This window comes from Aeromonas sp. 25-AL00135, assembly GCF_054052385.1.
The window spans coordinates 1-25274 of the sequence record NZ_JBSTYQ010000031.1; the positions used below are offsets into that span (position 1 = coordinate 1).

At 59.2% G+C, this 25274-nt stretch carries 22 protein-coding genes, 6 tRNA genes and 2 rRNA genes; 14 read left to right on the forward strand and 16 right to left on the reverse strand.

Going from position 1 to position 25274, the window contains the following annotated elements:
* Positions 1-140, forward strand: a 23S ribosomal RNA gene (locus ACW5XC_RS19830); the annotation flags it as partial.
* A gap of 122 nt (positions 141-262) precedes the next feature.
* Positions 263-377, forward strand: a 5S ribosomal RNA gene (gene rrf / locus ACW5XC_RS19835).
* Between the two features lie 621 nt (positions 378-998).
* Here rrf and ACW5XC_RS19840 read toward each other — a convergent pair.
* Positions 999-1086 (reverse strand) — tRNA-Ser (locus ACW5XC_RS19840).
* Positions 1087-1283: 197 nt separating this feature from the next.
* Between ACW5XC_RS19840 and ACW5XC_RS19845 the strand changes: the two genes are divergently transcribed.
* Together ACW5XC_RS19845 and ACW5XC_RS19850 are read left to right on the forward strand one after the other, a co-directional pair.
* Complete coding sequence (locus ACW5XC_RS19845) at positions 1284-2033, forward strand: DsbA family protein (protein WP_042053257.1); 750 nt, start codon at positions 1284-1286, stop codon at positions 2031-2033.
* A 296-nt stretch (positions 2034-2329) separates the two neighbouring features.
* Positions 2330-3232: a sulfite exporter TauE/SafE family protein gene (locus ACW5XC_RS19850; RefSeq protein ID WP_042053258.1), complete on the forward strand. Its 903-nt coding sequence runs from the start codon at positions 2330-2332 to the stop codon at positions 3230-3232.
* Here ACW5XC_RS19850 and ACW5XC_RS19855 read toward each other — a convergent pair.
* The gene (locus tag ACW5XC_RS19855) at positions 3147-3962 is read right to left on the reverse strand and encodes a hypothetical protein (RefSeq protein ID WP_042053260.1); all 816 of its coding nucleotides are present in this window, start codon (positions 3960-3962) and stop codon (positions 3147-3149) included. The two genes, ACW5XC_RS19850 and ACW5XC_RS19855, sit on opposite strands and share 86 nt — an antisense overlap.
* Before the next feature lie 217 nt (positions 3963-4179).
* Positions 4180-5466: a glutamate-1-semialdehyde 2,1-aminomutase gene (gene hemL / locus ACW5XC_RS19860; protein WP_042053261.1), complete on the reverse strand. Its 1287-nt coding sequence runs from the start codon at positions 5464-5466 to the stop codon at positions 4180-4182.
* A gap of 244 nt (positions 5467-5710) precedes the next feature.
* On the opposite strand from hemL, the gene clcA reads away from it, so the two are divergent.
* From clcA to erpA, 3 genes are all read left to right on the forward strand, one after another.
* On the forward strand, positions 5711-7099 hold the full coding sequence (clcA, locus tag ACW5XC_RS19865; protein ID WP_033136489.1) for a H(+)/Cl(-) exchange transporter ClcA: 1389 nt from the start codon (positions 5711-5713) through the stop codon (positions 7097-7099).
* 91 nt (positions 7100-7190) lie between these two features.
* Entirely contained in the window at positions 7191-7886 is a 696-nt protein-coding gene (locus ACW5XC_RS19870; protein ID WP_042053263.1) for a DUF6776 family protein, read from the forward strand.
* A gap of 87 nt (positions 7887-7973) precedes the next feature.
* Complete coding sequence (gene erpA, locus ACW5XC_RS19875; protein WP_005340225.1) at positions 7974-8324, forward strand: iron-sulfur cluster insertion protein ErpA; 351 nt, start codon at positions 7974-7976, stop codon at positions 8322-8324.
* A gap of 138 nt (positions 8325-8462) precedes the next feature.
* Here erpA and nhaC read toward each other — a convergent pair whose 3' ends face one another.
* Positions 8463-9872, reverse strand: a complete 1410-nt coding sequence (gene nhaC, locus ACW5XC_RS19880) for a Na+/H+ antiporter NhaC (RefSeq protein WP_005357819.1) — start codon at positions 9870-9872, stop codon at positions 8463-8465.
* Positions 9873-10173: 301 nt separating this feature from the next.
* Here nhaC and ACW5XC_RS19885 point away from each other — a divergent pair, with 301 nt between their 5' ends.
* Complete coding sequence (locus tag ACW5XC_RS19885) at positions 10174-10383, forward strand: hypothetical protein (RefSeq protein ID WP_005343034.1); 210 nt, start codon at positions 10174-10176, stop codon at positions 10381-10383.
* Here the strand turns inward: ACW5XC_RS19885 and ACW5XC_RS19890 are convergent.
* The 9 genes from ACW5XC_RS19890 to rsmC form a co-directional block, all read right to left on the reverse strand.
* On the reverse strand, positions 10378-10650 hold the full coding sequence (locus ACW5XC_RS19890) for a late competence development ComFB family protein (protein ID WP_005343036.1): 273 nt from the start codon (positions 10648-10650) through the stop codon (positions 10378-10380). The two genes, ACW5XC_RS19885 and ACW5XC_RS19890, sit on opposite strands and share 6 nt — an antisense overlap.
* A gap of 109 nt (positions 10651-10759) precedes the next feature.
* Positions 10760-10845 (reverse strand) — tRNA-Leu (locus tag ACW5XC_RS19895).
* A 71-nt stretch (positions 10846-10916) separates the two neighbouring features.
* Positions 10917-11002 (reverse strand) — tRNA-Leu (locus ACW5XC_RS19900).
* Positions 11003-11048: 46 nt separating this feature from the next.
* Positions 11049-11134, reverse strand: a tRNA-Leu gene (locus ACW5XC_RS19905).
* A gap of 44 nt (positions 11135-11178) precedes the next feature.
* Positions 11179-11264 (reverse strand) — tRNA-Leu (locus ACW5XC_RS19910).
* 53 nt (positions 11265-11317) lie between these two features.
* A tRNA-Leu gene (locus ACW5XC_RS19915) sits at positions 11318-11403 on the reverse strand.
* Between the two features lie 128 nt (positions 11404-11531).
* Positions 11532-12992 carry a glycogen synthase GlgA gene (gene glgA / locus ACW5XC_RS19920; protein WP_042053264.1) on the reverse strand — a complete coding sequence of 487 codons (1461 nt, stop codon included), beginning with the start codon at positions 12990-12992 and terminating at the stop codon, positions 11532-11534.
* Complete coding sequence (gene glgC / locus ACW5XC_RS19925; RefSeq protein ID WP_005340236.1) at positions 12982-14199, reverse strand: glucose-1-phosphate adenylyltransferase; 1218 nt, start codon at positions 14197-14199, stop codon at positions 12982-12984. Before glgC ends, glgA begins: the two co-directional genes overlap by 11 nt.
* A gap of 151 nt (positions 14200-14350) precedes the next feature.
* A complete protein-coding gene (gene rsmC / locus ACW5XC_RS19930) occupies positions 14351-15379 on the reverse strand; it encodes a 16S rRNA (guanine(1207)-N(2))-methyltransferase RsmC (RefSeq protein WP_042053265.1) in 1029 nt (342 codons plus the stop codon).
* 280 nt (positions 15380-15659) lie between these two features.
* Here rsmC and dapA point away from each other — a divergent pair, with 280 nt between their 5' ends.
* Positions 15660-16532, forward strand: a complete 873-nt coding sequence (gene dapA / locus ACW5XC_RS19935; RefSeq protein ID WP_042053266.1) for a 4-hydroxy-tetrahydrodipicolinate synthase — start codon at positions 15660-15662, stop codon at positions 16530-16532.
* 91 nt (positions 16533-16623) lie between these two features.
* Here dapA and ACW5XC_RS19940 read toward each other — a convergent pair whose 3' ends face one another.
* Positions 16624-17592 carry a CYTH domain-containing protein gene (locus ACW5XC_RS19940; protein WP_042053267.1) on the reverse strand — a complete coding sequence of 323 codons (969 nt, stop codon included), beginning with the start codon at positions 17590-17592 and terminating at the stop codon, positions 16624-16626.
* A 169-nt stretch (positions 17593-17761) separates the two neighbouring features.
* Between ACW5XC_RS19940 and ACW5XC_RS19945 the strand changes: the two genes are divergently transcribed.
* Positions 17762-18442 carry a TIGR00153 family protein gene (locus ACW5XC_RS19945; protein ID WP_005340244.1) on the forward strand — a complete coding sequence of 227 codons (681 nt, stop codon included), beginning with the start codon at positions 17762-17764 and terminating at the stop codon, positions 18440-18442.
* Between the two features lie 25 nt (positions 18443-18467).
* Positions 18468-19733 carry an inorganic phosphate transporter gene (locus tag ACW5XC_RS19950; protein ID WP_042053268.1) on the forward strand — a complete coding sequence of 422 codons (1266 nt, stop codon included), beginning with the start codon at positions 18468-18470 and terminating at the stop codon, positions 19731-19733.
* Positions 19734-19825: 92 nt separating this feature from the next.
* Here ACW5XC_RS19950 and ACW5XC_RS19955 read toward each other — a convergent pair whose 3' ends face one another.
* Together ACW5XC_RS19955 and metB are read right to left on the reverse strand one after the other, a co-directional pair.
* Entirely contained in the window at positions 19826-22282 is a 2457-nt protein-coding gene (locus ACW5XC_RS19955; RefSeq protein WP_005357837.1) for a bifunctional aspartate kinase/homoserine dehydrogenase II, read from the reverse strand.
* Positions 22282-23454, reverse strand: coding sequence for a cystathionine gamma-synthase (metB, locus tag ACW5XC_RS19960; protein WP_042053269.1), 1173 nt, complete (start codon positions 23452-23454; stop codon positions 22282-22284). The genes ACW5XC_RS19955 and metB overlap by 1 nt, the downstream gene beginning before the upstream one ends.
* A gap of 220 nt (positions 23455-23674) precedes the next feature.
* Here metB and metJ point away from each other — a divergent pair, with 220 nt between their 5' ends.
* From metJ to ACW5XC_RS19975, 3 genes are all read left to right on the forward strand, one after another.
* Positions 23675-23998: a met regulon transcriptional regulator MetJ gene (gene metJ / locus ACW5XC_RS19965; RefSeq protein ID WP_005340251.1), complete on the forward strand. Its 324-nt coding sequence runs from the start codon at positions 23675-23677 to the stop codon at positions 23996-23998.
* A 41-nt stretch (positions 23999-24039) separates the two neighbouring features.
* On the forward strand, positions 24040-24774 hold the full coding sequence (locus tag ACW5XC_RS19970) for an AraC family transcriptional regulator (RefSeq protein WP_042053270.1): 735 nt from the start codon (positions 24040-24042) through the stop codon (positions 24772-24774).
* A 72-nt stretch (positions 24775-24846) separates the two neighbouring features.
* Complete coding sequence (locus tag ACW5XC_RS19975) at positions 24847-25185, forward strand: tRNA-binding protein (protein WP_005343050.1); 339 nt, start codon at positions 24847-24849, stop codon at positions 25183-25185.
* Positions 25186-25274: the final 89 nt, after the last annotated feature.

The window sequence follows — 25274 nt, forward strand, 5'->3', positions numbered from 1 at the left end:
AGCGAGCCCTGAGATGAGTCATCCCTGACCCCTTGAGGGTCCTAAAGGGCCGTTGGAGACCACAACGTTGATAGGTGGGGTGTGTAAGCGCGGCGACGTGTTGAGCTAACCCATACTAATTACCCGTGAGGCTTAACCATACAACACCCAAGAAGTGTTCTAAGGCTTGTAGCAAATAGAACGAACTACTCAAATTCAGTGATAGTGACAAGGCAAACTAGCCAAGTCGTTATTCACGTCAGCTTTCTAGATTAAGAATTTGCCTGGCGGCCATAGCGCCGTGGAACCACCTGATCCCATGCCGAACTCAGAAGTGAAACGCGGTAGCGCCGATGGTAGTGTGGCATTCGCCATGCGAGAGTAGGACACTGCCAGGCACCCAATACAAGAACCCCGCTCATCGAGCGGGGTTTTTTATTGCCAGCAATTCATTGAATCGTCTGATATTTGACCTGACTTATTCCTTTCATCGGTTTTTATTGCTACTCGCTGTTGCCTTTCAGTTCAACGAATAGCCTGATGTTACGCTTTAACTCTTTCTTCATGTAAAGCAGTTGCTCTGTATGGCTGCTCTGGTGCCGTCATAACCCGTGAATCCCATGATCGTTTATACGTCATGAGCTCTTGCTTGGGGTCTATGCTTCCTGAGTTAGCCGTCCCCTCTTTTTAAGCCGCAACCCCATCGTCCCTGCTTTTCTGTGACTGTGTTAACCGGCTATGACTTTATTCCGAAGAGGGGTTATTGGCGGTACCAACATGCTGGAGCTGCGGTTGCTGCGTGTTGTCGTTGTGGTTTGGGGAATAAGAAAGTGGGCTGGGATGTGCGCAGTAACTCAGATCTTCGAGGTTGATTGGTGATTTTCTGGTGGTTATTGAGCCCGCAGACGGGAAGATTAGGAGGATGTTGAAGAAGACTAATGTGTTGAGATCTATGAGGAGTGGCAAATCGCAGGCAAATAAAAAGCCCACGCAACATGGTTGCATGGGCTCGGTATGAATGGCGGAGGAGGTGGGATTTGAACCCACGGATGGTCGCCCATCGCCGGTTTTCAAGACCGGTGCATTCAGCCGCTCTGCCACCCCTCCACAGCAGTGCGGCGAATATTACCATGCTGATCTGGCTTGTAAATCCCCGTCCGGTTCGATTGCTGGTTAATTGCACGAAACGACATGAAAAAGTGGCAATCAGAGCGTATCAAGCGCTTTTTTGGCCAGATAACTTGACTTGAAAACAGACTCAACCACTATAGTGGCCTCTATCATATCCTCTGCAAGATAACGTTATGACTATTAAAAATGCCCTGTTTTGCGCGCTGGCTGGTGTGACCCTGCTGGCGACGCCGGTACATGCAAGCGAGCTGACCAAAAGCGATGTCGAGCAAATCGTTCGCGACTATCTGGTCAAGAACCCCGAGATCCTGGTCGAGATGTCCAATGCCCTGCGTGCCAAGCAGGAGAGCCAGCAGGCCGAGAGTGACAAGGCGCTGATCAAGGCTCACTCCAAGCAGCTTTATGCCAATCAGGATCCCGAGATGGGGAATCCGAAGGCATCTCTGACCATTGTGGAGTTTTTCGATTACAACTGTGGTTACTGCAAACGGGCCCATCCGCTGGTCAAGCAGCTGATGTCGGAAGACAAAGATATCCGGTACATCTACAAGCAGTTCCCCATTCTGAGCGAGTCTTCCTACTTCGCAGCCCGTGCTGCGCTGGCGGTCCAGCTGGGTCAGCCTGACAAGTACCAGTCGTTCCACGAGAAGCTCTATAGCCATCAGGGCCCGCTCGCTGATGAAGCACAGGTCAAGCAGTTGGCTGTGGCGGCCGGTGTGGACTGGAGCAAGGTGGAAGCCAAGATCAAGGATGGCAGCATTGACCAGAACCTCGGTACCAACCGTGCGCTGGCTGAAGCGCTCGGTATCTCCGGTACCCCGGCCTTCATCATCGGTGATCAGATCCTGCGCGGTGCCCCTCGTGATCTGGCCAGCCTGAAGGGGTTTATCAAGGACGTGCGTGCCGGCAAGAGTATTCAATAAACGGTTGTTATGGTCGAGGGCCCAGCGCCCCGGCCAGATACAGAAAGAGGGTCGGTATCACTACCGGCCCTCTTTTTTATTATGTCCTTTGGCACAAGTGGTCGTCGCGAAAGGACCATAACAACGTGCTCAGGACCCGGCCTGTTGGCCTCAGTAACAAGTATTAGCAGAGTCGTTCGGAGTCTATTGATAAATATTTCGCCTTGCAGAGGCGTGTCGTGAGCATTGCTTAATTCCGGTCAAGATTTTTTCTGCTGCTTGCCTTAGAATCGCCGCCCGTTGCAGGAGAAACCCCTATGTTAGTTGATATTTTACGGCTGCTTTTTATAGCCGGAGGCCTCGTATTCATCTTTATGCTGGTGCAAGCCTGCTGGCGGAAGAAGCAGAGTGGATCCTTTGAGGCGACCCCCTTCTGGCCGGTGGCGTTGATCGGTGGGGTTGCCAACTTCCTCGATACCTTGGGGGTGGGCAGCTTTGCGGTAAAGACCGCCTGCTACAAGCAGTTCAAGCTAATCGATGACCGGGTGCTGCCGGGTACCCTCAATGGGCAGTGCGTGCTGCCGACCGTGACTCAGTCGCTGATCTTCGTCGGCGCAGTCGCGGTGGAGCCGTTGACGCTGATCAGCATGATGATGGCCGCCGCAGCGGGCGCGGCCTGGGGCGCTCGTCATGTGGCCTCGTTTGATCGGCAGACCATCCGGTTGGTGATGGCTATCTCCTTACTGGTCGTTGCAGGGCTTATCTTTGCCGGTCTGCTGGGGCTTTTCCCTGTAGGCGGCGATGCGATGGGGCTCAGCGGCTACAAGTTGGCGATCGCCCTGCTTGGCAACTTCATCTTCGGGGTGCTGATGAATGTCGGTATCGGCCTGTTTGCCCCCTGCATGACGCTGGTTTATCTGCTGGGGATGAACCCGCTGGCGGCGTTTCCCATCATGATGGGCTCCACCGCCGTGCTTAGTGTCTTCTCCGCAGGCACCTTTATCCGCAAAGGGGCGTTCGATGCCAAGGCGGTGCTGGCGGTAGCCATCTTTGGCCCCATCGGTGTGGTGCTGGCCGCCATGCTGGTCAAATCCATGGATATGGAGATGCTGAAGTGGCTGGTTGCCTTTATCGTCATCTATACCTCCTGGACCATGTACGCCTCTTGGCGGGCGGCGCGTCGCTCCCCTGTGCAGCTGACGGTGGAGAGCGTAGGCTAGCCTGTACTAGTGCCGCTTCGGCCTTGGCCCCCAGAAAGACATAGAGGCCCAGCGCCAGCAGCAAACCCACCGCGCACCCCATCACTCCGACCGCAGGCCAGAGCAGCTCGCTCTGGCCGAGCGAGCCTTTGAACAGTAGCAACAGTCCCTCGATGGAGACCGCGATCAGGATGGCGGCGATAAAGCGGGTGATGGTGCGACGAATGGCGCTGTGGCGGAAGATATCCTTATGCAGCAGTACCTCCTCTTCCAGAATGGTCTTGCCCAGATCGAACACCGCCAGTGCCAGCGTCAGGAAGATGATGGCGCTAAAGGCGCCTAGCTGGTTCTGCTGCTCGCCGCACAATAGCTGGTAGAGCTGCTCCAGCCCGTGCCAGATCAGGGTGGCGACGATGAGAAACAGCGCCATGCTGAGCACCACATAGACCGCCTTGAACCAGGGCATGGCGCGGCGGCGCTCCCTGTCTCCCATCAACCAGCCAATCAGCTGATTCAGACAGACGGTGATCTCCCGTCCTTGCCCCTGCACGATAAGGTGTAGCCGGTTATGGGCCGCCGGTGCCGCAGGCTGGATGCACATCGGCCCCTGATAGTGGTCAATGCTGACCACAAAGGGATACCCCTTGAGCGAGGCAAGGGGGGCACTGAGCAGCCCCTGCAGTAGCGGGGTCAACTCCTCCTGATACTCCTGATAGCGCCGCAGCACATCGATGGGGCTCATCTCTGCCATATGGACCTCGGTGACGTGGGCTCTTGTGGTGAATGTGCAAATAGTGGGCCTGCTTTATGACAGGGATGGCAGGGCAAGTTGCACCAGAGGATGACAAATTGGTGAGTGACGAAGAGGGAATGCACCAGAAATGGGCGTATCGATGCCCTGTCTGGTGATGAAGGCACTGCAATAGAAAAGGGCCCATGACGGACCCTTTGCGACAACCAGCGACGATTTAGCCAGCCAGCTTGGCGAAGCTGCGCTCGGCGGCAGCCAGAGTGTGTTCAATCTCTTTGTCACCGTGAGCCAGTGACAGGAAGCCCGCCTCGTAGGCGCTCGGTGCCAGATAGACGCCTTCTTCCAGCATGAGATGGTAGAAGCGCTTGAAGCGTTCCATATCGCAGCGAGTGACCTGCTCATAGCGGGTGATTTCGTTCTCTTCGGTGAAGAAGAAGCCGAACATGCCACCCACATAGTTGATGGCGAGCGGAATGCCATGCTTGGCCGCGGCGGCTTTCAGTCCCTCGGCAACACGGGCGGTCTTGGCGCTCAGCTGCTCATAGAGACCCGGCTCCAGCAGCAGATCCAGCATGGTGAGGCCGGCCGCCATGGCTACCGGGTTGCCGGAAAGAGTACCCGCCTGATAGACAGGGCCGGTCGGGGCGATGTGTTGCATCACCTTCTTCTTGCCGCCGAAGGCGCCCACCGGCATGCCGGCACCGATGATCTTGCCAAGAGTGGTGAGGTCGGGCTCGATGTTGTAGTGACCCTGAGCACCGCGCAGGGAGACGCGGAAGCCGGTCATCACCTCGTCCAAGATCAGCAGGGCTCCGAACTCGTCACAGATGGCGCGCAGCCCTTCCAAGAAGCCGGGGACCGGCGGGATGCAGTTCATGTTGCCTGCGACCGGCTCGACGATGATACAGGCGATCTCGCTGCCGTACTGGGTGAAGGCTTCACGCACCGAATCCAGATCGTTGAAGACGCAGGTCAGGGTGTGTTTGGCGAAATCGGCCGGAACGCCCGGGCTGTTGGGCTGACCTAGGGTCAGGGCGCCGGAACCTGCCTTGACCAGCAGGGAGTCGGCGTGGCCGTGGTAGCAACCCTCGAATTTGACGATCTTGTCGCGGCCGGTGTAGCCACGGGCCAGACGGATGGCGCTCATGGTGGCTTCGGTGCCGGAGTTGACCATCCGCACCTGCTCCATGGAGGGGACGATCTGGCGGACTTTCTCGGCCATCAGCACTTCGATCTCGGTCGGAGCACCGTAGCTCAGCCCCTTTTCAACGGCCTTGATGACGGCGGCTTTGATGGCCGGGTGGTTGTGACCCAGCAGCATGGGGCCCCAGGAGCCGATGTAATCCACGTAGGCCTGACCATCCACATCATAGAGATAGGCGCCATCGGCGTGATCGATGAAGCGGGGTGTGCCGCCGACCCCATTGAAGGCGCGGACCGGTGAGTTGACGCCACCCGGAATGGTCTGGCGGGCCTGTTCAAACAGCTGATCTGATTTTGACATGGATCATCCTTAATGGGATTTTGGTCGTCACACAAGGGATTGCAGCCGATTGAGACTCGGCAGGCCGGAGCATCAGGAGTATGCTTTGCGCTCTCGCCACCCGGACTCTCGGTCTGCTCCCGTGACAAAAATTTAACGGGCCGACTATAGCAGAAAGCCCCAGCCCTGGGCAGCCGAGCAACGCGCCGGGTGATCCTGATCTCAGCTAGCTGACGATATGGTTTTTCCAAGTTGGTGTAACAAGATGGCGCAACAAGCTCTCTCCTCTGAAGCCGATACCTCTTCGCGGGGGCCGCTTTCCCGCATTATCCGGCAAGACAAGATGCCCTTGCTGGTTCTGTTGCTGGCGGCGCTGGTCGGTACCCTGGCCGGACTGGTGTGCGGCCTGTTCGAATCGGGAGTCCACTGGCTGGCAGAACAACGTATCGCCTTGCTGGCCGACCGTCCCTGGTGGCAGCTCGGTCTGCTTGGCTTTGGCTTCAGCGCCTTGCTGGGATTTGTCGGTTACTTCCTCACTCATACCTTTGCCCCGGAAGCGGGTGGTTCCGGCATTCCCGAGATCGAGGGGGCGATGGACGATCTGCGCCCGGTGCGGTGGTGGCGAGTGTTGCCGGTCAAGTTCTTCGGCGGCATCTGTACCCTGAGCTCCGGTATGGTGCTGGGGCGGGAGGGGCCTTCGGTACAGATCGGCGGCAACCTCGGCAAGATGGTGGCGGATATCTTCCGGCTGCCCAAGGAGCATGGCCATGCCCTGTTGGCCGCCGGTGCGGCGGGCGGTCTGGCGGCAGCCTTCAATGCGCCGCTGGCGGGCATCCTATTCGTGATGGAGGAGATGCGGCCGCAGTTTCGCTACTCCTTTCTGGCCATCAAGGCGGTGGGGATCTCCGCCATCATGGCGACCCTGATGTTGCAGAACATGAAAGGGCAGGGGGCGGTGATCACTCTGCCCCACTACGATGCGCCAGCCCTCAAGGCGCTCTGGCTGTTCCTCTTTATGGGGGCCACCTTCGGGGTGCTCGGTTTTGTCTTCAACAAGCTGGTGCTGGCCTGTCAGGATGGCTATCTGGCGTTGCACCAGAACAAGCGCCACCGTTTTGTGGCCATCGGCATGCTGGTCGCCGGAACGTTTGGCGTGCTGTCGCTGTTTGCTCCCGCGGTGACGGGGGGCGGCACAGAGCTTATTCCCCATCTGATGGGGGATGAGTATGCGATGGCGACCCTGTTCCTCATCTTTTCGGTGCGGCTAGTCGCGACCCTCATCTGCTTCTGCTCCGGTGCCCCAGGCGGGGTGTTTGCGCCGACCCTGGCATTGGGCACCTTGTTTGGCGTGGTGTTTGGCCATCTGTTTCATGCGGCGTTTCCCGAGCTTGGCATCGAGCCCGGCGCCTTTGCCATCGCCGGAATGGGGGCGCTGTTTGCTGCCACCGTGCGTGCCCCCATCACCGGTATCGTGCTGGTCACCGAGATGACCGACAACTATCAGCTGATCCTGCCGATGATGATCACCACGGTCGGTGCAACTCTGGTTGCCCAGTGGCTGGGGGGGCGGCCCATCTATTCCCAGATCCTGGAGCGAACTTTACGGCTCGCCGCGCGTCAAAAGCGAGGTGATGGCAGCGCCACGGCCAGTTAATTTTTCCCTTTATCGCCTTTGGCCCCGGTCAGGGCGGTATAGTGAAGGGAGAGGCGCTGCCGTAAATGGCGTGATAACGGGATGAGGGGCTATGTCCAATCTATTGAAGTTATTGGTCGTGTTAGCCGTCGGCGGGATCATCGGTTACTTTGTCGGTAACCGTCAGGAGCTGGCCCAGAGCAGTCTGTTGGTGGTACAGCAGGAGACGCTGGATCGCCAGGGCAAGGCCATCGGCCAGCTCAAGACCGAGCTGGGGGTGAAAGATACCCAACTGGCAACCCAGAAAGCGGCCTTCGAGCAGTTGCAGACCACCCTGAAGAGTCAGGAGGCGCAGGTGCAGGAGCTCAAGCGCCAGCTGGCCTTTTTCGAGCGGATCATGCGCCCCACCGGCGAACAGGTGGGTGTGGTGATCGACAACCTGACTCTGCAGGAGACCAGCATTCCCGGTCGCTACCACTATCGTCTCGCCCTGACCCAGCCCGCCAAGAAGCGGGAGCTGTATCGTGGTCAGGTGCAGATCCGGGTCGAGGGGAGTCTGGCTGACAAGCCGAAGACGCTAACCGGCCGCGATCTCGGGATGAAGGTGAGTGAGTGGCGCTATGCCCTGCGTTATTTTCAGCTGCTGGAAGGGAATTGGCAGTTGCCGGAAGGCTTTGTGCCGGATCGGATCCGTGTCACCATCAACAAGGATGGCAGGCAACCGGCGCAAGAGCTGCTGGTTGAGTGGGGCGAGGTGATCAAGCCGCTGGTCGCCGCACCGCCTGCTCCGGTTCCCGCTGCCGGTTAAACGTGGTGAATACTTGAACTGAATGGTCGGGTATTGGATAATTTCGCGGTTTCCATGTTTGTGGATCTAATGGTTGTGAGGTCAGTAATGAGTGCAGTAGCAGAAGCCCCGCTGCCCATCCAGATGACGGATGCGGCGGCCAACAAGGTGAAGAACCTGATCACCGAGGAAGAGAATCCCGAGCTGAAGCTGCGGGTATACATCACGGGTGGGGGCTGCTCCGGTTTCCAGTATGGCTTTACCTTTGATGAGAAGATCAACGACGGAGACACCGTAGTCGAGAAGAATGGCGTCACCATGGTGATCGATCCCATGAGCCTGCAATATCTGGTAGGCGGCAGTGTGGATTACACCGAGGGTCTGGAAGGTTCACGCTTCACCGTGACCAACCCCAATGCCACCACGACCTGTGGCTGTGGCTCCAGCTTCTCCATCTGATCGGCGTATCGGTCTGATGAAACGGCTCTCGGCAACGAGGGCTGTTTTTGTTTGTGGTGATCAGTGCGCTCCATCAAACAGCATTTCTCTGAAACAACAAAGGCGCCTTGATGGCGCCTTTGTTGTTTGCAGAATGGCTTAGCGGGAGCTTGCCGCCGCGACCAGCGGGATCCGGTTCACTGCCTTGCCCATGTAGGCGAGGGTGATGGTCACAATGATGCAGGTGAAGCTCAGCCACATGTAGGGCAGGTAGTCGAGGGTTGCCACCCCCAGCACCCCGGCCATGAAGATGCCGTTGTCGCTCCAGGGCACCATGCCGCAGGTGAGGGTGCCGCCAAACTCGGCGTTGCGAGAGAGGTTCTTGCGTGCCAGTCCCAGCCGATCGTAGTTCTTGGCCATGATCTTGGGAGTCAGGATCAGCGACACATACATGGCCGAGCCAAACACGTTGGCCAGAAACGCGGTGCCGATGGTGTGGCTGGTCAGGCTGCCGACGCTGTTGATACGCTTCTCGAAGGCGCTGGCGATCACTTCCAGAATGCCGACCTTCTCCAGCAGGCCGCCAAACCCGAGACCGAAGATGATGACCGCAACCGAGCCCAGCATGGATTCCATGCCGCCGCGACCGAGAATGTTGTCGATAAAATCGATGCCGGAGGTGATGGCAAACGGACTATAAGCCGAGTGCATCGCCTTGACCGGATCCATGCCCTGGAAGGCGATGGCCCAGATCAGGCCCAGCAGTGCACCGAAGCTGATCACCGGGAAGGCGGGCTTGCGATTGGCCAACAGGCCCAGCACCAGCACCACGGGGACTATGGCCAGCGGGGTGATATTGAACTGGTTGTCGAGAGCCTCCATCACCAGATTGACCTGCTCCAGGCTGACATTGCCCGAATACTGCATGCCCACCACGGTGAACAGCACGGCGGTGATGACATAGGAGAGCAGGCTGATAGGCAGCATCCCCTTGATATGCTCCACCACATCGACGTTGGACATGGTCGAAGCCAGCACTACTGAGTCGGAGAGCGGAGAGAGCTTGTCCCCGAAGTAGACGCCGGAGAGCACGGCACCGGCTACCAGCGGCGCAGGCACGCCGAGGCTGTGGCCGATCCCCATCATGGCGATACCGGCGGTGGCGGCAGAGCCCCAGGAGGTGCCGGTGGCCAGCGAGGTCAGGGAGCAGATGATCAGGGTTGCCAGCAGGAAGATGGACGGGTGGATCACCTTGAGGCCGAAGTAGATGATGCTGGGGACTATGCCGCCAGCAATCCAGGTGCCGACCAGGGCACCGACGGAGACCAGGATCAGGATGGCCCCCATCCCCTTGGCAACGCCGTCAACGGCTGCCTGTTCCAGGGATTTGTAATCATGGCCGAGTTTGATGCCAAGCCCCATGATGACGAACCAGGCGATGAACAACGCCAGCTGGATCGGCAGATCGAGCACGCTGGTGAACGAGAATGCCAGGGCCAGGAAAATGGCCAGACAGGCAAACACCTGTGCCATGCCCGGTAGTCGGATGTGGTTTTGTTGGTTTTGCATAGATACTTCCTAAACTCTTGCTCGCCAAGGTCACTCCCTCTCGTCCTGTGGATACATCGATCCCGAGGAGGCAACCCAAAAAGAGGCCGCAATCTACCACAAACCCGGCGGGTTAAAGCCCCATCAAATTGGCAAAAATGCACATTTGATTGAAAAAATCACAAATTAGTTGATCTCATAACCCGTTTTTGAGCGGCCTGTTGACATAAAGGGTCACATACGAAGCTTGTCTGTGACGCCACTTGCATCCCCAATAGATGAATATGATAATTATTATCAATTGTTGGTTGGGGAGAAAACAATGCGCTGGATATTGCGTGGGATGATGTTGCTGGTGGCGGTGGCCGTACTCGCATGGGGTCAGGATAAAGAGTACGGCACCTGGAGTGTAGGTTTTCTGCTGGCTGCCTGGGTGATGCTGGAGCCCGGATTGCGCCCCGCCTTGATCTTGCTGCCAGTGGCCGGGTTGACCGGTATCGTCACCCTGCTCTGGCAGCAGCCATGGTTATGAGCTTTTGACGGGAGCCTGCTTGATCTTCTGCTGTGCCACCTTGAGCGATTCGACCACCAGTTTCTCCATTTCGGTACGCTTGGCGTCGGTCAGGAAGTAGATCATGTCGACATTGTGGCGAATATAGTGGGCGGGGAGCTGGTTGAGGGTGAGGCAGCAGAGGTCGGCCATCTGATCGCTGTTGAGCTTTTGCTGCAGCCCCTGTTTCTCAATCTCCTTGAGCACCAGATGTTCGTAAAAGTTGTGAATGTCGGTATCCAGTATCATATGCGTTCCTTGGCATGACGATGAGCGGGGAGTCGTCAAAAGCATAGCCATAACAAGGAGTAAAAACAAAAGGCCCATCACTTTCGTGATGGGCCTTTTGCGTAATGAATGGTGCGAAGAGAGGGACTCGAACCCTCACATCCGTGGGACACTAACACCTGAAGCTAGCGCGTCTACCAATTCCGCCACCTTCGCACACTGATTTTCTCCAGCTGGTTTTTAAATGCGGTTGGAGCGCATTGCTCTGTGTTTACATGTCAGAATCATGGTGCGAAGAGAGGGACTCGAACCCTCACACCCGTGGGGCACTAACACCTGAAGCTAGCGCGTCTACCAATTCCGCCACCTTCGCACATTCGGGTTTCCAGTCTGGATTTACATGCTGTCTGGATAAAGCATGGTGCGAAGAGAGGGACTCGAACCCTCACATCCGTGGGACACTAACACCTGAAGCTAGCGCGTCTACCAATTCCGCCACCTTCGCACATTGTGATACCAGTTTTGATTTACATGCTGTCTGGAGAAGCATGGTGCGAAGAGAGGGACTCGAACCCTCACACCCGGGGGGCACTAACACCTGAAGCTAGCGCGTCTACCAATTCCGCCACCTTCGCACATTCGGGTTTTCTAGTTGGATTTACATGCTGCTGAATCAGCATGGCAGTATTGGTGCGAAGAGAGGGACTCGAACCCTCACATCCGTGGGACACTAACACCTGAAGCTAGCGCGTCTACCAATTCCGCCACCTTCGCATCACTGCGGAGGGGGATTCTATAGAGTTTTGGGGGAGCGTCAACAGCCAAAGGGGACTTTTTTCGCTGTTGACGCCCAAAGTGGCGCCAAGGGTACAAAACTTCAGCAATCAGCTGACGTTTGGCGTTCAGTAACGGCCCAATGCGCTCTGATACATCCGTTCATACTGGGTGACTGAGTCAGGCCAGTTGAAGCGGGTGCTCATGGCATTGCGCTGCACCTTGGCAAAACGCTCTTTGTCCTGCAGGAAATAGAGCAGGCTGCGGCGCATGGTATCGAGCAGGATTGCGGCAGTCGGATCGTTAAAACAGAAGCCGGTGGCATGCTCGGGATCTGCATCCCAATCCACCACGGTATCTTTCAGACCACCCACGGCGCGCACCAGTGGCAGGGTGCCATAGGCGAGACTGTACATCTGGTTGAGGCCGCAAGGCTCGAACAGCGAGGGCATCAGGAAGAAGTCGGCACCGGCTTCGACGAGATGGGCCAGCCGATCGTCATAAGTGTTGATGAAGGCGAGCTTGCCCGGATAATCCCGAGCCATGGTTTGCAGTTGCGTGGCGAGCGCAGGATCGCCAGAGCCGACGATCACCACTTGTACCTGATGGTGGAGGAATTTCTCCAACGCAGGGAGCAGCAGGGGAACGCCCTTTTGCTCGGTCAGGCGGCAAACCATGCCGTAGATGGGCAAGCCCGCCACGGCCAGCCCCGCCTCCTGTTGCAGGCTCTCTTTGCAGATCTGTTTGCCAGCCATGTTGTCGATGCTGTAGGTCGCAGGCAGGAATTCGTCGAACTCCGGATCCCAGTCTTTGTAGTCGCAGCCGTTGAGGATGCCGCAGAGATCGGCCGCCCGTTGCTGGAAGATATGCGCCATTCCGTGGGCGCCAAGGTGAGTCAGCAGCTCCTGGGCATAGTTGGGGCTGACTGCATTGATCTTGTCGGCGTAGAGCACCCCGCATTTGAGCAGATTGACATGGCCGTAGTCGTAGTTGATGCGGCGTTCGTAGTCGGCAATCTCGGGCATGGCCCAGAACTGCTCGCGGCCAAACACCCCCTGAAACGCCGCGTTGTGAATGCTGATCACGCTGCGAGTCTGCTGGAAGAAGGGGTTGTGGGCGTGACGGGTTTTCAGCAGCAGCGGCAGCAGGCCGGTGTGCCAGTCATTGCAGTGGGCGATATCCGGGGCAAAGCCAAGCTGCTCGCAGGCATGGAGGGCCGCGGCCGAGAAGAAGGCAAAGCGCTCGCCATTATCCGGATAGGCCTGATTGTTCTCGGCGTAGAGCTGGGGACGATCGAAATATTGCGGGCAGTCGAGCAGATAGACGCAGACGCCATCCAGCTCCATCTGGTAGATGCGATAACCGATATCAGGCAGCCCAGGGTGGGTTGGCAACCAGCGTGACGCCACCAGTCTGGCCTCATCCCGTCGCTTTATCGTCTTGTAGAAGGGCAACATGATCCTGACATCATGTCCCTTCTGGGCCAGGTACATCGGCAGGGCTCTGGCGACATCGGCCAGGCCCCCGGTCTTGACCAGCCCCTCAACCTCCGAGGCAACAAACAGGATTTTCAGTGGGTTAATAGCCAACTCTTGCTCCCTTAGGTACCACCACGATACCGCCTTCGGATACGGTAAATCGCTCTCTATCGTGGTCCAGATTTTCACCGATAACGGTGCCGGGCGCAATTTCAACATTTTTATCTATAATCGCGCGCCGGATGGAGCACCCTTCACCAATCTTCACGTCCCCCAGCAGCACGGATTCACTGATATGGCTGCACGCGCCGATATTGCAGCGGAAACCAAGGATGGATCGCTGGATCTGGCTGCCCTGAATGAAGCAACCGGCGGAGATCAGGGAGTTGGCGATCTTCACCTTGCACTCGTCGCTGTCGATGAAGGTAGCAGGCGGCAGCGCCGGATAGTGGGTGTGCAGGGGCCACTTGCGGTTATAGAGGGAGAAGGGGGGATTGTCGGCCACCAGGTCCATGTGCGCTTGCCAATAAGAGTCGAGGGTGCCCACATCCCGCCAGTAGACGTGCGGTTTCTCGCCGGGGATGACGTTGGTGCTGTAGTCATAGACATAGACGGGGGCGCGCGGGTAGAGGCTCGGGATCACATCCTTGCCAAAGTCGTGGCTGGAGTTCTCTTCGGCGGCATCCCGCTTCAACTCGCGGCAGAGGGCATCGGTCTCGAAGATGTAGTTGCCCATGGAGACCAGCGCCTGGGTCGGATCGCCGGGAATGTGCTTGGGCTGCTTCGGCTTTTCCTGAAAGCCGATCATCCGCCCTTCGGTATCCACCTCGATCACCCCGAAGGCGCTCGCCTCTTCGATGGGCATGCGCAGGGCCGCGACAGTCATGGCGGCGTTCTTCTGTTTGTGGAAGGTGACCATCTGGCTCACATCCATCTTGTAGATGTGGTCGGAACCGAAGATGCAGACGTGATCCGGTTCGGCCCGCTCGATAAAGCCGAGGTTCTGGTAAATGGCGTCGGCGGTGCCGTCATACCAGCGTTTGCCCATCCGCATCTGGGCCGGGATGGGATCGATAAAGCGGTCGGTGATGCCGACGATATTCCAGCCCTTCTTCATGTGCAGGTAGAGGGACTGTGATTTGAATTGGGTCAGTACATAGATGCGCAGAAAGTCGGCGTTGACGAAGTTGTTGAGGACAAAGTCGATCAGCCGGTAGCTGCCACCAAAGGGGACGGAAGGCTTGCTGCGGGTAGTGGTCAGAGGCTGCAGGCGAGTACCTTCGCCACCAGCCAGGATCATGGTCAATATGCCTGCCATCGTATTTCTCTCCCTGAATTAACAACATGAAAAGGTTTTCAATGTTCGGTATAAAAACACCCCTAAAGGGGTGGTTTTTATCGTGCGCTTAATACCTTATCAGATGCCGGATGGCGCTCTCTAGCTGTTTTATTGTGCTGCTTACACTTATTTACATTTTGCTCAGATAGACCTTGAATTTGGCATCACTGCTGATCACTTCAGTCCGTTTGAAGTGTGTCTCCAGTATAGGCTGGTAGCGCAAGAAGGCGTTGGCAACAATGGTCAGCGAACCATTTGGCAGCAAAAATTCAGGTGCCTTGGCCAGGAACTGCTCGGTCGCCGCATAGAAGGTTTTGAGACCCGCATGGAATGGCGGGTTGGAGACGATGTGCTGGAAACGGGTGGAGACATCCGAATAGACATCGGAAGCAGTGACCTTGCCCTGCAGACCGTTGATCGCCAGGGTGCGGCGGCTCGATTCGAGCGCCAGCGCGCTGATATCCACCATGTTGACCTGCAGATCCGGATTGCGCTTGGCCAGCACAGACCCAATCACCCCGGCACCACAACCGAAATCGAGCAGTTCGCCCTTCATCGGCGGTACGGCGGCCAGCAGCATCTGGGTGCCGAGATCCAGCTCGGCGGCGCTGAAGACGCCGGGCAGCGCCAGCACGGTCAGCTCGGTATCACCGGCCTTGCACTGGTAGCGGCCAAACCAGCTATCCAGATCGAACGGGGCGACCGGTTTGCAGAGCTCACCGTGATAGAGCGAGCAGCGGCGGGCCGAGTCACGTTTGATCGGCTTTTCGCCATAGGGGGCCAGCAGCTTGTCGGCGCCATTGATGCCGCCGCGGTTTTCACCGGCGAGGAACAGATCGGCACCCGCTTCCAGCAAGGGGGTCATCATGGCCAGCAGATATTGTGCCTCGGCCTTGGCCTTGGGCATCAGCAGCAACAGGGCATCGAAGCGGGGGGCACCACCGAGCTGGTGGTCGAACAGGATCACCTCGCCGAGGGCGGCCTGCTGGCTGCGGTAGTAGCAGTAATCGGTGGTAAAGACGGTCAGGGTCTGGGCCAGGCTCGACAGCTGGCGGGGGTAGTCATCCTCCAGCGCGCCGCAGACAAGTAGCCGCTTGCCGACAAAGAGGGCTTGGTTTCGTTCCAGCATCTGGCTGACGGCACTGATAGGGCTGCTCATCGGGTCTCTCCACGCAATTTTGGGCGGCCATTATACATAGCCCCTTTCGCCTTGACATTTATGCCGTGTTCCCGAAATATGCCCAGACACCATTTTTTGACCAGAGATGACGAAATGCGGTTCAGCGGGTTGAAACGAAAGCACAAAAAAAGCCTGAAATTCGGGCCTGCCGACGTTCGCGCGTAACCTCTCATCCCTGAGAAGCTTCAAACCCCGGTTGCGCACATCGTACCGGGGTTTTTTATTGCCATATGCGCGTCATTTAGGAGAAGGAGATCCCATGTTTCAAGGTTCAATCGTTGCGTTGATCACCCCGTTTCGACAGGGAAAGCTGGATGAAGAGGCGTTGCTGCGTCTGGTGGAGTGGCATATCGATCAGGGTACTCACGGCATTGTGCCGGTGGGCACCACTGGCGAAAGCCCGACACTGACCCATGACGAGCACTGCCGGGTGGTGGAGCTGGTGGTCAAACAGGTCGCTGGCCGTATTCCGGTGATTGCCGGAGCGGGCTCCAACAATCCGGTCGAAGCCATCGAGTACACCCTCCATGCCGAGCGGGTGGGGGCTGATGCCACTCTGCATGTGGCCGGTTACTACAACCGTCCCAATCAGGAGGGGCTCTACCACCACTTCAAGGCGGTCCACGATGCCACAGCCAAGCCGATCATCGTCTACAACATTCCGCCGCGCGCCATCGTCGACGTGCAACCCGCAACCCTGGCTCGTCTGGCCGAGCTGCCGCGTATTGCCGGGGTGAAAGATGCCACCGGCGACTTGTCCCGCCCCTGGACCGAGCGCCAGCTGATCAAAAAGCCCTTCGCCTGGCTCTCCGGTGAAGATGCCACGGCTGTGGCCTATAACATCGGCGGTGGTCAGGGCTGTATCTCTGTGACCGCCAACGTGGCCCCCAAGCTGGTGGCCGAGGTGCAGAACCTCACGCTGGCCGGCAAGTGGCAAGAAGCGCGTGAACTGCAAGACCAGCTGATCCCGCTCCATCAGGCGATGTTTGCCGAGCCGAGCCCGGCCGGTGCCAAATATGCCGCTTCCCTGCTCGGTTTCTGCAGCGAGGAGTGCCGCCTGCCGGTGATGCCACTGTCGGAAGCGACCCGCGAGCGCATTCGCAGCGCCATGCAGCAGCTCAACCTGCTGTAGTGCAAAACGGGTGAGCCAAGGCTCACCCGTTTTGTTTTCGGCTTTTGTTTCTGGCCTTTATTTCCGACCTTTAGTACCGGTATGGCCACGCTCAGGCTGCGTGATGCAGCCAGGCGGCGATGGCCAGCTGCAACTCGACATACGCCGGATAGAGGAAGAGATCGGCCAGCTCGGCAGGCCACTCGTTTTGCTCGCCCGACTGGGCTTGCAGATGGGCGTGCAGGCTGGTCAGAGCTGGCCGCCAGGGCGCTGGTTGTGGCAGCGGGGCCGCAGTGCGGGCGACCAGATCGATCCCCTGGCACAGGGCCGCGAGTGCCTGCTGTTGAATGCCTTTATCCTGAGGATGCTCCAGCCAGAGCTGCTCGTGATGCTGCCAGTGGCGCAGCCCCTCGCTTACCCCCGTTATGCCATCCATACCTTCATGTTCGACCAGCGCCTGCAGGGCCAGCGGTTTGCCAAGACCTGCCAGTCGATAGCCACGCTGGGCCTTGGATTGGGCGCCGAGACGCAGCCCGCCGATCCTGGCGAGGCGCCGGGCCAGTGCAAATAGCGCCGCGGTCGCGCCGGATTTGAGCTCCAGTTCCAGCTCGTTGATGGTGGTGCTGCCCTGACTGCCGACTATCTCTCCTTGATCCCAGGCCAGCTCAATCTCGGCCCCCTCGAAGGCGATCAGCCAATGGCGGCGCAGGAAGTCGGTACGAAACTGGGCGACCAGCTGTTGCTGAATGTGGTCGCGCTCGGTCAGGGTCGGCCAAATCTCATCGGGAAAGGCCGAGAGGGTCGGCAGATCGCCGCTCACGGGGGTGTTGTACTCGGGTCTGGCGTGCAGGCCGCCCACCACCTGGCCACGGCATTTGATGGTCTGTTCGGCGAAGGCGTCGCAGCGGCGGATCCGCAGTCCCATCTCCAGCTGGCGCAGAGCCAGGGTCGGCGTGTCGAAATAGACGTTGCCGAGCTGCTGTTGTGATGATTCTTTAATCTCAAGAGAATTCAGCAGGTTGGATAACTCGGCTTGAATGTCGCGGGCGACAAAAAACTTTATCTCGATCTCAGTTTGCATAGTCATTCCGGGCTGGCAGGCAACTTTGGGGGGCAGGATTCGGGTCGCGGGGATATAATGCCCGCGAGACGACTAGATTAATTCGCGGTTTAATTGAGGGCGCAGTTCGGTTACCATGCGCGCCTCATAAAATCGTATCGAGTGTTTTTTCACCGACACAGGTTTGGCCATGCCAGTAAATACTATTTTGGGGCTTTTTGCCAAGTCCCCCATCAAGCCGCTGCAGAAGCATATCGTCAAGGTTCACCAGTGCTCCCAGCAGTTGGTTCCCTTCTTTGACGCTGTTGCCGAAGACCGTTGGGAAGATGCCGAGAAGATCCGGCAGCAGATCGCCCAGCTGGAAAAAGAGGCAGATACCCTCAAGCGTGAAATCCGTCTGAAACTGCCTCGCGGCCTGTTCCTGCCGGTTGCACGTACCGACCTGCTGGAGCTGTTGACCCAGCAAGACAAGATTGCCAACCGTGCAAAGGATATTTCCGGTCGCATGCTTGGTCGTCGCATGGAGTTCCCCGCCGAAATGCGGACGGATTTCATGGCTTACCTCAAACGTTGTATTGATGCGACCGCTCAGGCCGAGAAAGCGATCGGGGAGCTCGACGAGCTGCTCGAGACCGGCTTCAAAGGACGGGAAGTGGAAATGGTTGCCGAGATGATCCACCAACTGGATCTGATCGAGGACGATACAGACACCATGCAGATCGGACTGCGCCAACAGCTGCAAGCGGTTGAGCACAATTACAATCCGATCGATGTGATGTTCCTTTACAAGATCCTCGAATGGGTAGGTGACCTGGCAGATCAGGCCGAGCGCGTAGGCGCCCGTCTGGAACTGATGCTGGCTCGTTCGTAATCGACTGACTGGGTAAACACTACTAATGGACATTATCGCGAATTACGGCACCACTCTGGTGCTCGTGGCGGCCTTGTTCGGCTTTTTGATGGCTTGGGGCATTGGCGCGAATGACGTTGCCAACGCCATGGGGACATCGGTCGGCACCAAATCCCTGACCATCCGTCAGGCGATCATCATTGCCATGATCTTCGAATTTGCTGGTGCCTATCTGGCCGGTGGCGAAGTGACGGCCACCATCCGTAACGGCATCATCGACAGCAACGCCTTTGCAGATACGCCGGACCTGCTGGTGCTCGGCATGATCGCCTCCCTGCTGGCGGCGGGCGCCTGGTTGATCCTCGCCTCCTACTTCGGCTGGCCTGTCTCTACCACTCACTCCATCATCGGCGCCATCGTCGGTTTCGCTGTGGTCAGCATTGGCCCGGAGGCGGTGCAGTGGAGCAAGTTTGGCGGCATTGTCGGCTCCTGGGTCATCACCCCGGCCATCTCCGGTGTCATCGCCTACTTCATGTTCATCAGCGTGCAGAAGCTTATCTTCAACACCGATGATCCCCTGAACAACGCCAAGCGCTATGTGCCGTTCTACATGTTCCTGACTGCGCTGGTGATCTGTCTGGTGACCATCAAGAAGGGGCTGACCCACGTCGGTCTGCACCTGAGCGATGGCGAGGGCATTCTGCTCTCCATCGCCATCTCCATCGCAGTGGCGTTTGCCGGCTGGATCTACATTCGCGGCCAGAAGTACAACCCGCAGGATGACAGCAAGATGCACTTCGCCAACGTGGAGAAGGTGTTCGGCATCCTGATGGTGATCACTGCCTGTGCCATGGCCTTTGCCCACGGTTCCAACGACGTTGCCAACGCCATTGGCCCGCTCTCTGCGGTGGCCTCTATCGTGGCTTCCGGTGGCGAGATTTCCAGTCAGGCTGCCATTGCCTGGTGGATCCTGCCCCTCGGCGGTATCGGTATCGTGATCGGTCTGGCGACCATGGGCGAGAAGGTGATGGCGACGGTCGGTACCGGCATCACTCACCTGACCCCGAGCCGTGGCTTCGCCGCCCAGCTGGCGACCGCCGCGACAGTGGTGATTGCCTCCGGTACCGGTCTGCCCATCTCTACCACCCAGACCCTGGTCGGTGCTGTGATGGGTGTTGGCCTGGCGCGCGGTATTGCGGCGCTGAATCTGGGGGTACTGCGCAACATCGTGGTCTCCTGGATCATCACCCTGCCTGCCGGTGCCATCCTGGCCATCGCCATCTTCTACGTGCTGCAGGCCTGCTTCTCCTAATCGAAGCGGCATTCAGCAAAAAGCCCGAGTCATCGACTCGGGCTTTTTTATTGTGCGCGGGAGAGAGGTGCTGCTCCCTTTGCACATCAGCCTTAGAGGCTGGCGCAGATCTGCCACAGATCGTACTGGATAGCGGCGGCGGTCACTTCCCGACCCGCCCCCGGTCCCTGGATCACCAGCGGGTTGGTGCGGTAGCTGTCGCTCTCGATGGCGAAGATGTTGTCGCACGGCAACAGGTTGGCAAACGGGTGGTGGGGCTCCAGCGCCTCCAGTCCGACCCGCGCCTTGCCGTCATGCTCGAAGCGGGCCACGTAGCGCAGCACCTTGCCCAGGCGCTTGGCTCCCTCGAAGGCGGTCTGGATCGGGCCATCCAGCTCTTTCAGTCTGTCCATGAACTGATCGGCGGTCACCTTGCGCAGCGTGACGGGCACCAGATTCTCCAGCTCGATATCGGCGGAGTCGAGCTCGAAGCCTGCCTCCCGCGCCAGAATAAGCAGCTTGCGCCGCACATCCTGACCGGAGAGATCCTCGCGGGGATCCGGCTCGGTCAGGCCGTGCTGCCATGCTTCGTCCACCAGCTCGGAGAAGGGGCGGGTGCCGTCATACTGCTGGAACAGCCAGGAGAGGGTGCCGGAGAAGATGCCGGAGACCCCCTGAATGCGGTCGCCGCTCTGGCGCAGCATCTGGATGCTGGACTGGATCGGCAGCCCGGCGCCCACGGTGGCGTTGTAGCGCCACTGCACCTGATGGTCACGGCAGGTCTGCTTGATGCGCTGGTAGAACTCGCTGTCTGCGGCACCGGCAAACTTGTTGGCGGCGATGATGTGAATGCCGAGCTGGGCAAAATCCGGATAGTAGCGGCTCACCGTTTCGCTGGCGGTCATGTCCAGCGCAATCAGCGCGTCGAAGCCGTGCTGCTCAAGCTGGGAGAGCAACTCCGGCCAGATCAGCGGCTTGGGATTGAAGTTGTCCTGTACCTTGAGGGGGTTGAGTCCCTCTTCATCCAGCAGGCCCCCTTCCGAGCTGAACACCCCGTAGAGGGTGAGCGCCAGATTGAGTTCATGTTCCAGCCGTGCCTTTTCGCGGGCATAGAGGCTCAGCCAGTGGCCGCCGATATTGCCCTTGCCGAACACCACCAGTCCAACCCGGGTCGGGCGGCTGAAGAGGGCGCTGTGGAGGGCGATGAGCAGCGGCTCCAGCACTACCTGACGCAGCACGGCCACCAGACTCAGGCCATCTCGGGCCACCTGTACGAACTCCAGTGGTTGATCTGCCAGCAGCTGATAGAAGCGGTGACACTGCTCCGCGTTGTCGGTGACACCGGCGCCGACCAGCGCTACCAGACTGTACCCCTCTTTCTGAATGAGGCCGGTGAAGCTCCCTTGCAGCTGGAAGTCGCGCAGCAGCTCGAAGGCGCCTTGTGCCACTTCGAGGGTGTAGGCGAGGCGCAGGATCCGGCGATCCGGCTGGCGCTGCAGGGTGAGCGGGTTGAGGCGGTGACGGGCCAGATGGGCCTCGATGGTGGCCACCGTCTGCTCGTAGTTGGTTTGCGGCAGCACCTTCAGCTCGATGAGGGCGATCTGATCCACCGAGGAGACGATGCGGGCGCCACCGGAGCGGGGGGCGCGGCGCAGGATATGGGTGCAGCCCTCGTCCGGGTTGTAGCTGCAGCGCAAAGTGAGGCGCTGGCGGCTGTCGGCCACCGGTTGCAGAGTACGGGAGTGCAAGACCGAGGAGCCGAGGCGGGCCAGCTCGTTGGCTTCGGCGAGGCTCAGCCGCTCCAGCAGACGCGCTTCTTTCACCCGGCGCGGGTCGGCGCTGTAGACCCCGGCCACGTCGCTCCAGATGGTGGTGGATTCGCCGTCCGCCAGCAGCGCCAACAGGCTGGCGCTGTAGTCGGATCCATTGCGACCGAGCAGCAGGGAGCGCCCCTCCATGTCGGCGGCGATAAAGCCGGTTACCACGATGCGACCGGCATGCTCCGCCAGTCGCGCCTTGAGCAGTTCGCTGGAGAGGGCGGTATCCACCTTGACCAGAGCGCCATCCTCGGCGCGCAGGAAACTGCGGGCATCGAGCCAGATAGCCTTGTCGCCTCGGCTGGTGAGCAGGGCCGCCAGCAGGCGCGCCGACCACACTTCGCCAAAAGCGAGCAGGCCGTTGCGGGCGAAGCGATCAAACTGCCCTTCAAGCGTTTTGGCTATCAGCTGCATGTCGTCGGCCAGCTGCTTGCTCAGATCGAGCTGCAGTTCGCCCTCCAGCAGGCCGTCGATCAGGCTCTGCTGATAGGCCTGCAGGGCCGAGATGGCTTCACCGGCGGCTTCGTCCCCCGCTTCGGCCAGCTCCACCAGCTGGATCAGCCGGTTGGTGGTCTTGCCGGCGGCGGAGACCACGATCAGTTCATCCCCGCCCACCTGTTGTTCAACGATACTGGCGACCCGGCGATAACAGACCGGATCCGCCAGACTGCTGCCACCAAATTTGTGGACGTGACGTCGCTTCAAGCCTGCTTCTGCTGCCACCGCGATCTCTCCTTGTTGCTGCTGTTCCATTACTTCGCTACCTGTTCTGCCTGCTGCGCCTGTTCAAAAGCCTGAGCCAGATCGGCCACCAGGTCTTCACCGTGTTCAATACCGACCGACAACCGCAGCAGTTGGGCGCTGATACCTGCTGCCTGCTGCGCCGCCGGGGTCATGGCCCTGTGGGTCATGCTGGCCGGATGGGCCACCAGACTCTCCACCCCGCCGAGGGACTCGGCCACCGAGAAGAGGGTGAGGGCCGCGAGGAAGGCGCGAATGCCTGCCTCGCTGCAATCGAGTTCAAAACTTAGCATGGCGCCGAAGCCGGACTGTTGACGGCGCGCAATATCGTGGCCCGGATGGCTCGGCAGGCTGGGATGATAGATGCGTTTCACCAGCGGCTGCTGTTGCAGGAAGGCGAGGATGCGATCGGTGTTCTCCTGATGGGTGCGCAATCTGGGGGCCAGAGTGCGCAGGCCGCGCAGGGTGAGGTAGGAGTCGAACGCCCCGGAGGTGAGCCCCAGACAGTTGGCCCACCACACCAGCGACTCGGCCAGTGTGGCCTCCTTGGCAATCGCCACTCCGCCCACCACGTCTGAGTGACCGTTGATGTACTTGGTGGTGGAGTGCACCACCACGTCGGCACCAAGTGCGAGCGGCTGTTGCAGCAGGGGGGAGAGGAAGGTGTTGTCCACCACCACCTGCGCACCCACCTCGTGGGCGGCGCTGGCAATGGCGCTGATATCCACCACCCGCAGCAGCGGGTTGGAGGGGGTCTCGACCCATACCAGCGCAGGCTTCAGGGCCAGCGCGGCGGCCAGTGCGGCCTCATCCCCCTGATCGACAAACTGCACCCGGTAGTGGCCCTTGGTCGCCAGATACTCGAACAGGCGCCAGGTGCCGCCGTAGCAGTCGTGGGGGGCGAGCAGCAGATCCCCCGCCTTGAGCAGTGCTGTGGTGACCAGATGGACGGCGCCCATGCCGGTGCCGGTAACCACGGCGCCAGCGCCCCCTTCCAGTGCCGCCAGCGCGTCCGCCAGATTGGTGCGGGTCGGATTGCCGGAGCGGGCATAATCGTATTGACGGGGCTCGCCAAAGTCGGCAAAGGTGTAGTTGCTGGAGAGGTAGATGGGGGGCACCACGGCACCGTGTTGCTGGTCTGTCTCAATCCCGGTGCGAACCGCCAGGGTGGCCTTGTGGGTCATGTTTCTCTCCTTGATCTCTCTGGACGGTGGCCGCTCTTCCTGCCACGCTGCTTTTGCCACACGCAATCGTGCCAATGCTGGCATCATGATGAACCACACTACGCCAGCTTAAAAAAGCCGTCAACACTTCCAGACGTCTAAATGGCTTTGCTGTTGGATTGCCATTAATTTCCTTAAGGGTTAAAATCCGCGCTCACGGCTAAATGAGAACAGGTGAGTCATGGGAACAGAGTGGAACGGCGACTACGTCAGCCCCTACGCGGAACACGGTAAGAAGAGCGAACAGGTCAAGAAGATTACCGTCTCGATCCCGCTCAAGGTGTTGAAAGTGTTGACCGATGAGCGCACCCGCCGTCAGGTGAACAACCTGCGTCATGCGACCAACAGCGAGCTGCTCTGTGAAGCCTTCCTGCACGCTTTCACCGGCCAGCCGCTCCCTTGCGACGAAGACTTGCGCAAGGATCAACCGGACAGTGTCCCGGCCGAAGCGCGCGCCATCATGGAAGCGCTGGGCAAAGAGATCGAAGATTTCGACAAGGAATAACCCCCAATGACGCGGCCCTGGTCGCGTCATTGCTATCTGCCATGTCCCGCTTCAGCCTGCGCCACTATCACCACCACTTCTGCAGCCATAGCCACGACTTTGCCCAGCTGGTGATCCCCCTCGACGGCCCCCTCGAGATCGAGGTGCAGGGCCGGGGGCGCAGGCTTGCCCCCGGTTCTGCCTGCATCATCGCTCCCGGCGAGCGGCACGACTACGCCGCCGATCCCGCGCTTTCGTTTCTGGTGCAGGAGAGCGACTGGCTACCCGGCGATCTGGCGGCTCACCCCTTTATCGAGCTGGATGAGCCCCAGCGCCACTACCTCGCTTTTCTGCACCGCATGGTGGCCGAAGGGCGGCAGGTGGCGGGCATGGCGCAGGTGTGGCTCTCCCTGCTGGCGGAAGGGCAGGGGATGCAGAGCACTGCCACCCCGCGTCTTGCCGCTCGCATCCTCAAGGTGCAGCGCCATATCGATGCCAATCTCGCCGCCCCGCTGACCAATCAGCAACTCGCCGCCATCGCCTGCCTTGGCCAGAGCCAGTTCAAGCTCGCCTTTCGCCAACAACTGGGGGTAAGCGTCTCCCACTACATTCGCAGTCGGCGCATGGCACTGGCGCGAACCCTGCTTGCCGGTACGCAACTGCCCGTTGGGGAGATTGCCAGCCGCTGCGGCTACCAGAATCAGGGGGCCTTCGGCGAGCGCTTCCTGGCCGAGACCGGGCTCACTCCGTCCCTCTGGCGCCAGCAAAACGGCCACCTGCCGCAACGAAACGGCTGATCGCCGAAGACAGCCTTCTCTCTTTGGGCCATGCTGCGGGTCATGCAAGGTGCACGATAAACAGGAGCCGAAATGGAGACGATTAGCTGGCAGGATTTCGAGATGGTGGAGCTGAGGGTGGGTACCCTGGTGCGGGTCGAGCCGTTCCCCGAGGCGCGCAAACCGGCCTACAAGGTGTGGGCGGATTTTGGCCCTGAACTGGGGATTCGCAAGAGCAGCGCCCAGATCACCGCACTCTACCAGCCAGAGCAGCTGGTGGGCCGCCAGATCATCGCCGTAGTCAACTTCCCGACCAAGCAGATCGGCCCGTTTCAGTCGGAGTTTCTGCTGACCGGTTTCTATCGGCCGGATGGCGCTGTAGTGATGGCTATCCCCGAGCAAGCGGTGGAGAACGGCGCCAGGCTGGGCTGAGCTCACACCCGAACAGAGAGAAGAGGGGGGCGCCCAGCGGGCCCGGGCTGTTTTTTTTTTTTTGGAGGAGGGTATTAATAAAGCCGGAT